The following is a 14,219-nucleotide window of genomic DNA, read 5'->3' as shown; positions in this document are numbered from 1 at the left end:
CGAGCACGGACGACAATTCCTGAAGGGAGGCCCTGTGGCCTCCCTTTTTTCATGTCGGGAATTTTAATTTGCCTGTGTGGTGGGCGCGGTAGACTGGCGTTGGTTGCAGTTTTTTCTACCGAGAGGAACACCATGACGTCGCGCATCTGGCAGTTGGCAGGTGTTGGTTTGCTGGGTTTGAGCATCAGCCTTGGGGCCTTGGCTGAAGGGCCCGGCGAAGGGCCCGGTGAACGTGGCCAGCAGGTGCAAGGTGAGGGTGGGCCGGGGCGCTCGCTCAACTCGCGCGACGAAGTGCGCCAGACCCAACCGCCGCGCCAGGGGTATTACCAGGACATTCCCCGCCGCCACGGTGATGATCACCACTGGCAAGCCGGTGGCCCGGGGCAACGACCCGGTGGCGACTGGCACGGGCGCCCGGATGGCCACGGCAATGGCTGGGGGCCTGGGCCGCAGTATCGCCCGGGGCACACGGTGGACCATTTTTCTGACCGCTACTGGAAAGTACCCTACCGGGGCGCTGACTATTTCTACTCCGGGGGTTACTGGTACCGCCCGCACGGGGGCAGTTACATCGTGGTGACCCCGCCGTACGGCGTGCGGGTCAATTACCTGCCGCCTTATGCGCGGGAAGTGTGGTTGGGTGGTGCGCTGTTCTTTCTGGTGGCCGATACCTATTACCAGTACCTGGCAGACAGCCAGGAATATGTGGTGGTCAATCCGCCGGTCGGCGTGCCGTCGCCCGTGCCGGTGGCCCCGGCAAATGGCGGGTATGACGTGGAGGCCTATCCGATGTATGGCCAGGGTCAGGAACAGCAGGAGCAGGACCGCTACCAGTGCCATCGCTGGGCGGTGAGCCAGTCAGGCTTCGACCCGGCGACGGCGACGTACGCACCGGCGGCCACTGTGCTCAGCCACTACCAGCGGGCGCTGGGGGCTTGCTTCAGTGGTCGGGGTTACAGCATCAACTGAACCCTGCGCGGAACTGTGTAGGCGCGGGTTTACCCGAGAATACGGTAGCGGCGGCAACGCTGAACGGCGGGTGGAAATTGGCCAGCAGGCCCGGCCCATTCGCGGGTGAACCCGCTCCTACAACGGCCTGTGCGCGTGTAGGAGCGGGTTTACCCGCGAATACGGTAGCGGCGGCAACGGTGATCGGCAGGTGGAAATTGGCCAGCAGCCCAGGCCCTTTCGCGATGAACCCGCGCCTACAAGGGATTGCGTAATCGGTGGGGCATGGGGGGTTACCTCATACCGGGTCGGCGTGCACCATCACGTCCGCCTGTGGGTAACGCTGGCGGATCACCCGCGAGCCCTCCACGCACAAGCTGTGCGCCTCATGCAGCGGCAGTTGCCCCGGCAGCTCCAGGTGCAGTTGCACAAACCACTGGTTGCCCGACACGCGCGTGCGCAGGTCATGCACGCCTTTCACGCCTGCAACGGCCAGCACCAGCGCAGCCATGTCCTCGCCAACGTCGCCGGGTAACGCTTTGTCCATCAGAATCGCCGTACTTTCGCGGGCAATTTGCAGCGCGCTCCAGAGGATGTAAAAGGCGATGCCCAGGCCGAACAGCGCATCCAGCTGCGGCCAGCCAAAGCGCGCCAGCAACAGGGCCAGCAGAATGCTGCCGTTGAGCAACAAGTCAGAACGGTAGTGCAGTGAATCTGCCCGTACCGCAGTAGAGCCGGTGAGCCGGATTACCTTGTACTGCAGCGCCAGCAGGGCGACCGTCAGCACCAGCGACAGCAGCATCACCGCGATTCCGATTGAGGTATCACCCAGCGGTTGCGGGGTGGACAGGCGCTCGACCGCCTGCACCCCGATCAGCACCGCACTGCCACCGATGAACAGCGCCTGCGCCATACCGGCCAAGGCCTCGGCCTTGCCATGGCCGAACCGGTGATCGTCGTCTGCCGGGCGCAGGGCGTAGTGCACCGCCAGCAGGTTGAGGAACGAGGCCACGGCGTCCAGTGCCGAGTCAGTCAGCCCGGCCAGCAGGCTCACCGAACCGCTCAGCCACCAGGCCAGCGCCTTGCTCAGCACCAGGATGCTGGCCACCGCCAGTGACGCGCGCGTGGCCAGGCGGAGCAGGCGCTGGTGTTCAGCCGGAGTAGTGATCATCCGTGGTCAGTGTCCGTGTGGCTCAGGCTGCCGGTACCAGGCCCATACTGGCCAGTTGTTCGATGCTGCCGCGGTGCTGGATCAGCCGTGGGTCGTTCAGCGGCAGGCGCTGGCCCAGTTCGCTTTCCAGAATGGCTTGCAGCTTCAGGTTGTCGACCTTGCCATCCGGGCTGACGGCTTCTTGCAGTTTGGCCGGGTCAACCTGGGCAGTACGGCCACCTGGGTAGTAGATGGCGCCGGTGGCAAAGTCGATACCGAAGGCAATCAGCCCCGGGATTACATAGAACAGGATGCCAATGGCATCCATGGCGGCAACCACAGGGTCGATCTTGCCGCCGATTTGGCCGCGCCGGTCCGGGTAGAAAATGGTGCCGCAGGCCGTCAGTTGGGTCAGCAGGGTGGCGATGAGGGCGCCACCGATGACGCGGGTCGAGATGCGCATGTAAATCTCCGAAAAGGTGTTCAGCAGGACAAGCGAAGCGCCTGCACCTGATGTTAAGACCATGATAGAGCAGGCTGGGTTCGCCGTTATACTCGCGAGACTGTTCGAGGACCACCATGATTTCATTACCCATTGATGCTGCCTTGCCCGCCCTGCGCCAGGCTCTGGAAAACCGTGACGAAGTGGTGCTTGAAGCGCCGCCTGGCGCTGGCAAGACCACCCGCGTGCCACTGGCGCTGCTGCACGAACCGTGGCTGGCCGGGCAGAGCATCCTCATGCTCGAGCCACGGCGCCTGGCTGCGCGGGCAGCGGCCGAACGGCTGGCCAGTGAGCTGGGCGAGCAGGTTGGGGAAACGGTGGGTTACCGCATCCGTCTGGACAGCAAGGTCGGCCCGAAAACCCGTATTGAAGTGGTGACCGAAGGCATCCTCACACGCCGCCTGCAAGCCGACCCGGCGCTGGAAGGGGTGGGCCTGCTGATTTTCGACGAATATCACGAACGCAGCCTGGATGCCGATCTCGCACTTGCGCTGAGCCTTAACGGCCGCGAGTTGCTGCGTGACGACCCGCCACTGAAGATTCTGCTGATGTCCGCGACCCTGGAAGGCGAGCGCCTGTCGCGGTTGCTGGACGATGCCCCGGTGGTCAGCAGCGAAGGCCGCATGCATCCGGTGGATATCCGCTGGGGGCGGCCGTTCCAGCCAGGCGAGTTCATCGAGCCACGGGTGGTGGACAGCGTGCTGCATGCGCTGGCTGACCAGGCCGGCAGCGTGCTGGTGTTCCTGCCTGGGCAAGCCGAGATCCGCCGGGTTCACCAAAGCCTTCAGGAGGTACTGGGCGCGCGCCCCGAGATTCTGCTGTGCCCGCTGCATGGCGAACTCGACCTCAATGCCCAGCGTGCCGCTATCGATCCGCCGCCCAAGGGATCGCGCAAGGTGGTGCTGGCCACCAACATCGCTGAGACCAGCCTGACCATCGATGGCGTGCGCGTGGTGATCGACGCAGGCCTGGCCCGGGTGCCGCGCTTCGACCCCGGCAGCGGCATGACCCGCCTGGACACTCAGCGCATTTCCCGCGCCAGTGCCACCCAGCGCGCTGGGCGTGCCGGCCGCCTGGAACCCGGCGTGTGCTACCGCCTTTGGTCCGAGGCCCAGCATGACCAGCTGGCCGCCCATGGCAGTGCCGAGATTCTCCAGGCCGACCTGGCCGGGCTGGCCCTGCAGTTGGCGCGCTGGGGTGTAACCCCCGAGCAGTTGCGCTGGCTCGACCAGCCGCCAGCTGCAGCGTACGCCCAGGCACAGGACCTGTTGGCGCGACTCAGCGCCTTCCGGCCGGGCAGCCGCGACACCCTCAGCGAACATGGCCAGGCCATGGCCGAACTGCCGGCTCACCCACGCATCGCGCACTTGTTGCTGCGCGGCCAGGACCTGGGCCTGGCACAGATGGCATGCGATGTGGCTGCACTGCTGGGGGAGCGGGACATCCAGCGTGGCGGTGGTGCCGACTTGCACAGCCGGCTTGCGCTGGTCAGCGGTGAGAGCAAGGCTGCGCGTGGCGGCCAGGGTGGTGTGCAGCGTGCTCGTCAGCTGGCCCGGCAATACCGTGGCCTGTTGCGTGGCAAGGTCGGTGCACCGGTTGCCGACCCGGACCACCCACGCTGGCTGGGCGCCCTGTTGGCGCTGGCCTACCCTGACCGGGTCGCCCAGCAGCGCCGGGCGGGCGGGGCGGAGTATCGGCTCGCCAACGGCCGTGCGGCCCTGTTTGGCGAAGTCGATGCATTGATGAAGTGCCCATGGCTGGTGATCGCCGACCTGGGTAGCCGCCAGGGGCAGCGTGAGGAGCGGATCTATCTGGCCGCCGAATTCGATCCGGCGTTGTTCGAGGGTGTGCTGGCCGAACAGGTCGAGCGGGTCGATATCCTTGATTGGGACGAGCGCGAGCAGGTGTTGCGCGCCGAGCGCCAGGTGAAGGTTGGCGAACTGGTCCTCAGCCGTGAGCCGCTGCCCGGGCTGGATGATGAAGCCAGGGCCCGAGCGCTGCTTGGCCTGGTCCGGCGCAAAGGTTTGAACCTGCTGACCTGGACGCCGGAACTGCGGCAATGGCAGGCACGTGTGGCGCTGTTGCGTCAGCTCGACCTGCAGAAGGATGGCCACAGCGAATGGCCTGACCTGGGGGACGAGGCCCTGCTGGCCAGCCTGGAAGACTGGTTGCAGCCTTACCTGAGCAAAGTATCGCGCCTCAGCCACTTTGCCGCGCTGGACTTGCCGTCGATCCTGCGCAACCTGCTGCCCTGGCCGCTGCCGCAACGCCTGGAAGAACAGGCCCCGGCGCATTTGGCCGTGCCTTCCGGCTCGAACATCCGCCTGGATTACAGCGAAACCCCGCCGATTCTCGCCGTGCGTCTGCAAGAACTGTTCGGCCTTGCCGATACCCCGCGCATCGCCAACGGCCGGCAGCAGGTCAAGCTGCACCTGCTGTCACCGGCACGTCGGCCGGTGCAGGTGACCCAGGACCTGGCCAGCTTCTGGCGCACGACCTATGCCGAGGTGAAGAAAGACCTGAAAGGGCGATATCCGAAGCACTACTGGCCGGACGACCCTCTGGTGGCCGAGGCTACCGCCAGGGCCAAGCCGAGAGGGAGCTGATGCACACCACCGAGTGCGGCAGGCCGAAAAAATCATGCGCTGGCCACGACGTGTCAGTGGTCGTGCCATTCATCGTATTGCACCCGCCAGTGCAGCTTGATCTGCCTGCCTCAATAGGAAAGTGATCACTTCGCCTTCCTCGACGTTGAGCAAGGCTACCCACTCCCCACTCCTGTGCGGCGTATCCGTGAGGGCGCCGACCCTGTAGCCCCGCTGGTCGCGCAGATGGCAGACAAGGCCTTCATCTGTCAGCGCCAGCGGCTCGATTTTCCAGTATTCGCTAACGTCTGCATGCCAGTAAAAGCCCAGATAACCATTGCGGCTGACCCCTAGTTTCTTGGTCTCCGGGCGCCCAGGCATGCTGATGCGGTAGTGCAGGCGATCGTTGGTCCGCGAGTGGTAATGAAAGTCCATCACCGGCGAGTCCTGCCTTCCCCCCGCCTGCAACCAGTCATCCTCTGGGGTAATGCCCCAGCTGAACTTGTCTGAACTGCGGCTGAGGCGTAGTGGGATGTCCCGGTCGACGGCGCGCATGTACAGCTTGCCGCGAAAAGACCTGGCGTACCTGGCCTGAATGGTTTCGTTCATGGTGCACTCCTAGAACAGCATTGAGGATGTGCACTCTGGCGCCAAGGCTGGGCAGCCCGGCAGGCCGAAAACATTCCCCGGTGGCCTCAGGTGCTGGCTTCGCCTTCCAGCAACATGAACAGGCGATACAGCACCACGGTGCTGAACAGTTGCAGGAAGCCGCTGAGGCTGTCCATGGCCAGTTCCATCCCAGGTGATGGCTCGGGGAAGGCCATCAGCAGCAGCCCGTCGATCAGCCAGATCGGCGCCAGCACGCCTACCACGCAGACCATGATGCGCATGAAATGCCCGGTGGTCATGCTTGCGCTTTCGCGCATCGCCTGCACCACCGGCCGGCCGCGCAGCACCAGCAGGTACTCGGCGAACACCAGGTTGATCATGATCCACACCCCCGGGAAGATGAACAGCGCAAGGCCGGCCATGATCAGTAGCGAGCTGATCAGGATCAGCAGGGCCAGTTGCGGCCACAGCTGCAGGGCGCGGGCGAACAGGTCGCGCTTGGCGATTTCCTGGCCGTTGCTGCGCGTGTCCAGGTACAGGATCAGGGCTGCGCTGTACAGCGGGTAGAACAACAGGCTGACCAGCATGCCGTAGGCCGGTGATGCCTGGTCGCCCAGCTGCCGGTACAGCAATTGGGTGACCAGGGCTTCCACCACCACCAGCGGCAGGCACAGCTGCAGGATGTTTGGCAGGTGACGGCGGAAGAAGTACAAGGAGTCGCGCAAAACGCTCAGCGGATTCATCAGTCAACATCGCATGGCAGTAAAAACAGGGGCCTAACTTTAGCCCAAAGCAGGCCTGGGGCTGTCACTTGCTGAAAAAAGTTTCACCGCAGCAGTGATTGAATCCCGCGCCTGTACGCCCCATCTTTGACGCTGTCCGATGTCCCGCTACCCCACGAGGTCGCCCCATGAACACTGAAGAACAAACCCTGATTGACGGCCTGTTCGGCCGCCTCAAGCAAGCCGAAGACCCCAGCCAGCCGCGTGACCCGCAAGCCCAGGCGTGCATCGAGCAGCACGTGCGTCAGCAACCGGCGGCGCCTTACTACATGGCCCAGGCGATTTTGGTGCAGGAGGCCGCAATCAAACGCCTCGACGAACAGAACAAGCAGTTGGAAGCCGAGCTGCAGCAGGCCCGTGCCCAGGCTCAGGCGGCACAAGCCACCAGCAGTGCGCCGAGCAATGGCGGGGGTGGTTTCTTGTCCAGCATCTTTGGTTCGGGTGGGCGCAACGCAGCGCCGGCGGTGCAGCCACAGCGCCCTTCGGCGCCCCCTGTAGTGTCCGGTGGTGGCTGGCGCGAGCCGTCGGCCCCTGGTTTTGGCCAACCTCAGGCGCCGCAGCCTGGCTATGGCGCCGCGCCTGCGCGCAGCGGGGCCAGCAGCTTCCTTGGCGGGGCCATGCAGACCGCCGCCGGTGTGGCCGGTGGTGTGCTGCTGGCGCAGGGTATCAGCAGCCTGTTCAACCACAACTCGCAACCGGAAGAAGTCGTCGAGGTCATCAAGGAAGAGCCGGCGCCAGCCAGCGACAGTGGTGGCTGGAACGACCAGGGCGGGCAGCAGCAAGTGGCTGACAACGGTGGCTGGGGCAGTGACCAGGGCGGATACGCCGACGGTGGTTTTGGCAGCGATGACGGTGGGTTCTTCTCGGACGACGATTCTTACGTCTGACAGGTCTGGCATACTGCTGGCATTTCCGGGGGCGCTTTGCGCCCCTTCGCGGGCACGCCCGCTCCCACAGGTGTACGCGCGATACCTGTGGGGGCGGGCGTGCCCGCGAAGGGCTGCGCAGCAGCCCCCGCAGCACTCCAGACCAAAAATGAGGTTCCCAGGTGAAAAAGATCGCGTTGTTCGCCGATGTGCAGAACCTCTACTACACCGTGCGCCAGGCTCACGGCTGCCATTTCAACTACACCGCCCTGTGGGCCGATGTCAGCCGCGAAGGTCAGATCGTCGAGGCCGTGGCCTATGCCATCGACCGTGGCGACAGCAAACAACAGCAGTTCCAGCAGATCTTGCGCAACCTCGGTTTCGAGGTGCGCCTCAAACCGTTCATCCAGCGCAGCGATGGCTCGGCCAAAGGTGACTGGGATGTGGGCATTACCCTGGATGTGATCGACGCGGCCAGCCGGGTCGACCAGGTGGTGCTGGCCTCCGGTGACGGTGACTTCGACCTGCTGCTGGAGCGGGTAATCCAGCGCCATGGCACCGAAGCGGTGGTGTATGGCGTGCCGGGGCTGACGGCGTTGTCACTGATCCGTGCTGCCACCCGCTACGTGCCCATCGAAGGCGCGCTGTTGCTCAAACACTAAGGTCTTTTCATGGAACGTATCGCTGTCATCGACTTTGAAACCACCGGCATTTCCCCCGGTACCGGCTGCCGTGCCACCGAGGTGGCGGTGGTAATGCTTGAAGGTGGGCGCATTGTCGAGCGCTACCAGAGCCTGATGAACGCTGGCGTGCCGGTGCCGGCCTTCGTCGCAGGGCTGACCGGCATCACCACCGCCATGCTGCGCAGTGCGCCGCCGGTGGACAAGGTGATGAACGAGGTGGCCGAGTTCGTCGGCGGCACCCCATTGTTGGCGCACAACGCTGCTTTCGACCAGAAGTTCTGGGACTACGAGCTGAGCCGTATTGGCCGCAGCCGCAGCCAGCCCTTCGCGTGTTCCCTGTTGCTGTCACGGCGCCTGCTGCCCGCCGCGCCGAACCACAAGCTGGGCACTTTGACACGCTGGGCTGGGTTGCCAGACACGGGGACCGCGCACCGGGCCATGGCCGATGCCGAAATGGCCGCCAACCTGCTGCAGCATCTGGCGGGTGTGTTGCGCCAGGACCACGGGGTTCAGCAACTGTCGCACGAGCTGCTTTGCCGGCTGCAGAAGACCCCGGCTGCGAAAGTGCGCGAAGCGCTGGCCAAGTACGGTCAGGGGCTGGCAGGTGATCGTCCCAGGCGATAAGCCAACCACACCGGATGCACCAGAATTGTGCCGCTCATTTGCACCCGTTCTGTAACGTCCCTTCACCCAGGCAGGCCGTTAAACTGAGGCACCCGTAAACGGATTTCGAGTTTTCCCCATGCCTGCCTCCCGTCGTTTCCCGCTGCTGCTGATTGGCGCCTTCCTGGCCCTGTATCTGGTCTGGGGTTCCACTTACCTGTTCATTCGCATCGGCGTCGAGAGCTGGCCTCCGATGCTCATGGCCGGTGTGCGATTCCTGATCGCCGGTGGCCTGCTGTACGGCTTCCTGCGTTGGCGCGGCGTGCCGGCACCTACCTGGCCACAATGGCGGGCGGCAGGGGCGATCGGTTTCTTGTTGCTCAGCTGTGGCAACGGCGGGGTCACCGTGGCTGAGCATGCCGGCGTGGCTTCGGGCGTGGCGGCTTTGGCGGTGGCGACGGTGCCGCTGTTCACCTTGCTGTTCGGCCTGTTGTTCGGGCACCGCAATTCGAAGCTGGAGTGGGCGGGGATAGCCCTTGGGCTGGTGGGCATCGGCCTGCTGAACCTGGGCTCCAACCTGCAGGCAAGCCCGATAGGTGCAGCGCTGATCATCTTCGCGGCGGCGTCCTGGGCGTTTGGCTCGGTGTGGAGCAAGACCTTGCCGCTGCCCCAGGGGCCGATGGCCAGCGCAGCGGAAATGCTGGCCGGGGGTGCGGTGCTGTTGCTGGGCAGTGTGCTATCGGGCGAACGCATGACACAGCTGCCGACCGCCGCTGGCTGGGGGGCGCTGGCCTATCTGGTGTTCTTCGGTTCGATCCTGGCGTTCAGTGCCTACATGTACCTGCTCAAGCACGTGCGCCCGGCAGCGGCCACCAGCTACGCCTACGTCAACCCGGCGGTGGCGGTGCTGCTGGGGATCGTCTTTGCCGGTGAGCAGATTGGCGCTGAAGAGTGTGTGGCGATGGCAGTGATCATCGGTGCGGTGGTGCTGATCGGCCTGCCGCAGTGGCGCAAGGCGCCTGACCCTGTGCAACCGTTGAAAGGTGAAATCTGCAAGTAGGCAGGGGCGATGCGGTAAACTTGCCGCCTTCGCTGAACCCCCTGACGGTATTGCCATGAATTTCGCCAAACTCGGCCTGATCGAACCGCTGCTGCGCACGCTGCAGCAACTGGACTACACCACCCCGACCCCGGTGCAGGCCAAAGCCATCCCCGCCGTGCTGGCCGGCCGCGACCTGATGGCCGCAGCCCAGACCGGTACCGGCAAGACCGCAGGCTTTGCCCTGCCTGTGCTGCAGCGCCTGGCGCTGGAGGGCGAGAAGGTGGCCAGCAACTCGATCCGCGCCTTGGTGCTGGTGCCCACTCGCGAGCTGGCCGAGCAGGTGCACAACAACGTGCGCGGATACGCCGAGAACCTGCCGCTGAGTACTTACGCGGTGTATGGCGGGGTCAGTATCAACCCACAGATGATGCGCCTGCGCCGGGGTGTCGACCTGCTGGTGGCTACCCCTGGCCGCTTGCTCGACCTGTTCCGGCAGAACGCCGTGAAGTTCAACCAGGTGCAGACCCTGGTGCTGGATGAAGCCGACCGCATGCTGGACCTGGGCTTTGCCGAAGAGCTGCAGTCGGTGTATGCGGCACTGCCGCGCAAGCGCCAGACGCTGCTGTTTTCCGCCACCTTCTCCGATCAGATTCGCATGCTGGCGGGGCTGGCGCTGAATGACCCGCTCAGTATCGAAGTGAGCCCGCGCAACGCCACGGCCACCAGCGTCAAGCAGTGGCTGGTGCCTGTGGACAAGAAGCGCAAGGCCGACCTGTTCTGCCACCTGCTGCGCAAGCAGCGCTGGAAGCAGGTGCTGGTGTTCGCCAAGACCCGCAATGGCGTCGATCAGCTGGTGGAGCGCTTGCTGGCCGAAGGCGTGAATGCCGACGGCATCCACGGTGATCGCCCACAGGCGACCCGCCAGCGTGCGCTGGACAGCTTCAAGGCCCGTGAGGTGCAAGTGCTGGTGGCGACCGATGTGGCGGCCCGCGGCCTGGATATCGATGACTTGCCGCTGGTCGTCAACCTTGACCTGCCGATCGTTGCCGAAGACTACGTGCACCGCATCGGGCGTACCGGGCGGGCGGGCAACAAGGGCGAGGCGATTTCGCTGGTGTGTGCGGATGAAGTGCAACTGCTGGCGGCTATCGAGGTGCTGACCCGGCAGACCCTGCCGCGTCATGAAGAGCCGGATTTCATCCCCGAGCACCGGGTGCCGATGACCGATGCCAGTGGGCAGGTTATCAAGAAACCGAAGAAGCCCAAGAAGCCGAAAGAAAACAGCGCCAAGCGCGGGCTGGGGCGCTGGATGGACAGCAGTGAAGCTGGCAGTGCGGAACCGGCGGTGAAGGCTGTACGCAAGGTGCCGAGCTTCAATGGTGGGCCGCGCAAGCGCAAGCCTTGAGGTTTTGGGGCCGCTTTGCGGCCCTTTGGCGACGCAAGGCCGCTCTCACAAGGACTGCGCCAGGCTTTAGATGAATACGGCGACCTTCAGGGCTTCCAGCGCCGGCTCGACCTTGATGCCCAGCGCTGCACCCAGCTCCATTACCCAGGGTTGATGGGCGGGTTTGCGGTGATGATGTTTCTCGACACTGGGCTGGGCTGAGGCTGAACACTGGCCTGTGGGGGCCTTGTGTCGCGAAAGGGCCGCGAAGCGGCCCCGGCATTATTTGCATCGACGCTGAAACCCCGGGGCTGCTGTGCAGCCCTTTCGCGACGCAAGGCCGCTCCCACACGGATCGCGCCAGCTTTCAGAAATTGAGCAAGACAGTTGCTCCCACATGGGCTGTGCAATCTGGATTGACGCAGTACTTGTGGAAGCCGCCCCGGCAAGCTGTCAGGAAGCCCGAACCCAATCCGCCGCTGCCCGCCCGGCGCGCAAGCCGCTGGCAAAGCACGCCGTGAGCAGATAACCCCCGGTCGGCGCCTCCCAGTCCAGCATCTCGCCGGCACAGAACACCCCCGGCACGGCCTTGACCATCAACCCCTCATCCAGCCCCTCGAAGCGGACCCCGCCGGCACTGCTGATGGCTTCATCCAGCGGCCGCGTGCGTACCAGGGTGATAGGCAACGCCTTGATGGCCCGGGCCAAAGCATCAACGTCGGCAAAGGTCGCCTGATCGGTCAGTTCGCGCAGCAGTGCGGCCTTGACCCCATCAATCCCCAGCTGGCTGTGCAGGTGCTTGGCCATGGAGCGTGAACCGCGTGGTTTGGCCAATGCCTGGGCAATCTTGTCCACAGGCTTGTCCGGCAGCAGGTCGAGCAACAACACCCCGCGGCCTTCACGGTGGATGGCCTCGCGTACCGGTGCCGACCAGGCGTACACCAGGCTGCCTTCCACACCTTGGGCGGTGAGGATGAACTCGCCCTTGCGCGGTGCGCTGCCCGGGACGCTGAGGGCGATGTTCTTCAGCGGTGCGCCCGCGAACTTGTCCTTGAGCAGCGCGCTCCAGCCCTCTACTTCAAAACCGCAGTTGCTCGGCTGCAAAGGCGAGATATCCACAGCCCGTTCTGCCAGCAGCGGTTGCCAGCTGCCGTCAGAACCCAGGCGCGCCCAGCTGGCGCCACCCAGCGCCAGCACCACGACCGAGGCTTTCACCTGACGTTCGCCCTGTGGATAAGCAATTCGCAAGCTGCCTTCGGTGTTCCAGCCCAACCAGCGATGGCGGGTGTGGATAACTACCCCGTTGTCGCGCAGGCGCTTGAGCCAGGCACGCAGCAACGGCGCGGCTTTCATGTCGGTGGGGAACACCCGGCCCGAGGTGCCGACGAAGGTTTCGATGCCCAAACCATGAATCCACTGGCGCAACGCGTCAGCATCGAAGTCGCGTAGCAGGGCCTCGATTTCGCCTTGGCGTTCGGCATAGCGTGCCACGAACGCCGGGTAGGGCTCGGAATGGGTGATGTTCATGCCGCCGACGCCCGCCAGCAGGAACTTGCGGCCCACTGAAGGCATGGCATCGAACACCTCGACCGCCAGGCCTGCCTTGGCCAGTGCTTCGGCAGCCATCAGGCCGGCGGGGCCGCCACCGATGACGACAGCGGGGGGAGGGGATGCGGGGGTCAGATCGGGCATGGTGGGCAGCAGGCTGTGGAAAAGAGGCGCATTCTACCGCAGCGCTGCCCATGGAAGCACTGATCAAAAAATAGCCAGTGTTATGCAGGCCTTGCCAGTAAAGGGCTACAGCGCCTTTCGCGCAGGTTATCCACAAGCGGTTCCACAGTCATTGTGAACAACCTATGACACGTGCCGCGCTGTGGTGAAGGATGCCGTGGCGTCTGGCCAAGGCTGTGCGGTCCTTGCTGTAGCCTCCGCCGATCACGCCCATCACCGGGATATCGCGGCCCAGGCAGTGGCGCAGCACGGCTTCGTCACGGGCGGCAACGCCTGCGTCGGTCAGCTGCAGGTAGCCCAGGGCGTCGTCCTTGTGCACATCGACACCGGCGTCATACAGCACCAGGTCGGGTTGATAAAGCGGCAACAGGTAGTTGAGGGCGTCGTCCACCACCCTCAGGTAGGCAGTGTCGCCCATGCCTCGGGGCAGGGGGATGTCCCAGTCGCTTTGTGCCTTGCGGGCGGGGAAGTTCTGCTCGCAGTGCAGCGACACGGTGATGGCCTCGGGCGTGTCGTGCAGGATGCGCGCGGTGCCGTCACCCTGGTGCACGTCGCAGTCGAAGATCAGCACCCGGTGTACCCGGCCTGCTTCCAGCAGGTAGCGGCTGATGACCGCCAGGTCGTTGAAAATGCAGAAGCCGGCGGGGTGGTCGTAATGGGCGTGGTGGGTGCCACCGGCGAGGTGGCAGGCGATGCCGTGCTGCAGCGCCATCTCGGCAGTCAGCAGTGAGCCGCCGACGGCGCGTACGGTACGCCGGGCCAGGGCCTCGCTCCAGGGCAGGCCGAGGCGGCGCTGGTCCTCGCGCGACAGCTCGCCGTTCATGTAGCGCTCAATGTAGCTGCGGTCGTGGGCCAGGGCGAGGATGTCGTTGGGGCAGATGTCCGGGCGCAGCAGGGCCTGGTCGGTGGTCAGCCCGCTGCCAACCAGGTGGTCGTGCAGCAGGCGGAACTTGTCCATCGGGAAGCGGTGTTCAGCGGGGAACTCCGGGCTGTAATCTTCGTGGTAGATCAACGGCAACGGCATGGATGGGGTCGCAATCAGGGCCAGTGCTGATCTTGCCATGACGGGTGACTGCAATGGGAGTACCTGTTTCTTGCGCCGGTACCGGCCCTTTGTGGGAGCGGCCTTGTGTCGCGATTGGGCTGCGCAGCAGCCCCAGCAATGTGTGCATCTGCGCTGAAATTTTGGGGCTGCTGCGCAGCCCAATCGCGACACAAGGCCACACAAGGACTGCGCCAGGCTTTAGATGTGTACGGCGACTTTCAGGGCTTCCAGCGCCGGCTCGACCTTGATGCCCAGCGCTGCACCCAGCTCCATTACCCAGGGTTGATGG

13 protein-coding genes are annotated in these 14,219 nt (G+C 64.7%); 7 read left to right on the top strand and 6 right to left on the bottom strand.

Translation table 11 applies throughout. From position 1 onward, the window contains the following. The first annotated feature begins 132 nt into the window (after window positions 1-132). The gene (locus tag I8746_RS00065) at window positions 133-969 is read left to right on the top strand and encodes a DUF6515 family protein (protein WP_041168533.1); all 837 of its coding nucleotides are present in this window, start codon (window positions 133-135) and stop codon (window positions 967-969) included. 277 nt (window positions 970-1,246) lie between these two features. Here the strand turns inward: I8746_RS00065 and I8746_RS00060 are convergent, their stop codons facing one another. Together I8746_RS00060 and I8746_RS00055 are read right to left on the bottom strand one after the other, a co-directional pair. Beyond that, window positions 1,247-2,119 (bottom strand): cation diffusion facilitator family transporter, encoded by an 873-nt coding sequence (locus tag I8746_RS00060; protein ID WP_012053792.1) that lies wholly within the window; start codon window positions 2,117-2,119, stop codon window positions 1,247-1,249. Window positions 2,120-2,141: 22 nt separating this feature from the next. Beyond that, entirely contained in the window at window positions 2,142-2,561 is a 420-nt protein-coding gene (locus tag I8746_RS00055; protein ID WP_003249801.1) for a hypothetical protein, read from the bottom strand. Between the two features lie 116 nt (window positions 2,562-2,677). Here I8746_RS00055 and hrpB point away from each other — a divergent pair, with 116 nt between their 5' ends. Further along, window positions 2,678-5,206 carry an ATP-dependent helicase HrpB gene (gene hrpB, locus I8746_RS00050; RefSeq protein ID WP_221099786.1) on the top strand — a complete coding sequence of 843 codons (2,529 nt, stop codon included), beginning with the start codon at window positions 2,678-2,680 and terminating at the stop codon, window positions 5,204-5,206. A 69-nt stretch (window positions 5,207-5,275) separates the two neighbouring features. On the opposite strand, the gene I8746_RS00045 is transcribed toward hrpB, so the two are convergent. After that, on the bottom strand, window positions 5,276-5,794 hold the full coding sequence (locus I8746_RS00045) for a hypothetical protein (RefSeq protein WP_179053268.1): 519 nt from the start codon (window positions 5,792-5,794) through the stop codon (window positions 5,276-5,278). An 86-nt stretch (window positions 5,795-5,880) separates the two neighbouring features. After that, the gene (locus tag I8746_RS00040) at window positions 5,881-6,537 is read right to left on the bottom strand and encodes a YciC family protein (protein WP_221099784.1); all 657 of its coding nucleotides are present in this window, start codon (window positions 6,535-6,537) and stop codon (window positions 5,881-5,883) included. Window positions 6,538-6,704: 167 nt separating this feature from the next. Here I8746_RS00040 and I8746_RS00035 point away from each other — a divergent pair, with 167 nt between their 5' ends. From I8746_RS00035 to I8746_RS00015, 5 genes are all read left to right on the top strand, one after another. Continuing rightward, complete coding sequence (locus I8746_RS00035; RefSeq protein WP_221099782.1) at window positions 6,705-7,463, top strand: DUF2076 domain-containing protein; 759 nt, start codon at window positions 6,705-6,707, stop codon at window positions 7,461-7,463. A 161-nt stretch (window positions 7,464-7,624) separates the two neighbouring features. Then, complete coding sequence (locus tag I8746_RS00030) at window positions 7,625-8,104, top strand: NYN domain-containing protein (RefSeq protein WP_010955394.1); 480 nt, start codon at window positions 7,625-7,627, stop codon at window positions 8,102-8,104. A 9-nt stretch (window positions 8,105-8,113) separates the two neighbouring features. Continuing rightward, window positions 8,114-8,749 carry a PolC-type DNA polymerase III gene (locus tag I8746_RS00025; RefSeq protein ID WP_012053788.1) on the top strand — a complete coding sequence of 212 codons (636 nt, stop codon included), beginning with the start codon at window positions 8,114-8,116 and terminating at the stop codon, window positions 8,747-8,749. Window positions 8,750-8,867: 118 nt separating this feature from the next. Then, window positions 8,868-9,788, top strand: coding sequence for a drug/metabolite exporter YedA (gene yedA / locus I8746_RS00020; RefSeq protein ID WP_012053787.1), 921 nt, complete (start codon window positions 8,868-8,870; stop codon window positions 9,786-9,788). A gap of 55 nt (window positions 9,789-9,843) precedes the next feature. Then, a complete protein-coding gene (locus tag I8746_RS00015; RefSeq protein WP_221099781.1) occupies window positions 9,844-11,175 on the top strand; it encodes a DEAD/DEAH box helicase in 1,332 nt (443 codons plus the stop codon). Between the two features lie 432 nt (window positions 11,176-11,607). Here I8746_RS00015 and I8746_RS00010 read toward each other — a convergent pair whose 3' ends face one another. Both I8746_RS00010 and I8746_RS00005 read right to left on the bottom strand, forming a co-directional pair. Further along, complete coding sequence (locus I8746_RS00010) at window positions 11,608-12,846, bottom strand: TIGR03862 family flavoprotein (protein WP_012053785.1); 1,239 nt, start codon at window positions 12,844-12,846, stop codon at window positions 11,608-11,610. A 148-nt stretch (window positions 12,847-12,994) separates the two neighbouring features. Then, a complete protein-coding gene (locus tag I8746_RS00005; RefSeq protein WP_041168532.1) occupies window positions 12,995-13,909 on the bottom strand; it encodes a histone deacetylase in 915 nt (304 codons plus the stop codon). Window positions 13,910-14,219: the final 310 nt, after the last annotated feature.

Origin of the sequence: Pseudomonas sp. USTB-Z (genome assembly GCF_019691255.1) — a bacterium.
Classification (GTDB): Bacteria; Pseudomonadota; Gammaproteobacteria; order Pseudomonadales; family Pseudomonadaceae; genus Aquipseudomonas; species Aquipseudomonas alloputida.
Note: the sequence above shows the minus strand (reverse complement) of the source record. Positions and strands in the feature narration are given on the sequence as shown.

Excerpts from the sequence above, each read along its gene's own strand:
- I8746_RS00005 (WP_041168532.1), bottom strand. The coding sequence starts at position 13,909 with ATGCCGTTGCCGTTGATCTACCACGAAGATTACAGCCCGGAGTTCCCC.
- I8746_RS00025 (WP_012053788.1), top strand. The coding sequence starts at position 8,114 with ATGGAACGTATCGCTGTCATCGACTTTGAAACCACCGGCATTTCCCCC.
- hrpB (WP_221099786.1), top strand. The coding sequence starts at position 2,678 with ATGATTTCATTACCCATTGATGCTGCCTTGCCCGCCCTGCGCCAGGCT.
- I8746_RS00040 (WP_221099784.1), bottom strand. The coding sequence starts at position 6,537 with ATGAATCCGCTGAGCGTTTTGCGCGACTCCTTGTACTTCTTCCGCCGT.
- I8746_RS00015 (WP_221099781.1), top strand. The coding sequence starts at position 9,844 with ATGAATTTCGCCAAACTCGGCCTGATCGAACCGCTGCTGCGCACGCTG.
- yedA (WP_012053787.1), top strand. The coding sequence starts at position 8,868 with ATGCCTGCCTCCCGTCGTTTCCCGCTGCTGCTGATTGGCGCCTTCCTG.
- I8746_RS00010 (WP_012053785.1), bottom strand. The coding sequence starts at position 12,846 with ATGCCCGATCTGACCCCCGCATCCCCTCCCCCCGCTGTCGTCATCGGT.
- I8746_RS00060 (WP_012053792.1), bottom strand. The coding sequence starts at position 2,119 with ATGATCACTACTCCGGCTGAACACCAGCGCCTGCTCCGCCTGGCCACG.
- I8746_RS00055 (WP_003249801.1), bottom strand. The coding sequence starts at position 2,561 with ATGCGCATCTCGACCCGCGTCATCGGTGGCGCCCTCATCGCCACCCTG.
- I8746_RS00035 (WP_221099782.1), top strand. The coding sequence starts at position 6,705 with ATGAACACTGAAGAACAAACCCTGATTGACGGCCTGTTCGGCCGCCTC.
- I8746_RS00065 (WP_041168533.1), top strand. The coding sequence starts at position 133 with ATGACGTCGCGCATCTGGCAGTTGGCAGGTGTTGGTTTGCTGGGTTTG.
- I8746_RS00045 (WP_179053268.1), bottom strand. The coding sequence starts at position 5,794 with ATGAACGAAACCATTCAGGCCAGGTACGCCAGGTCTTTTCGCGGCAAG.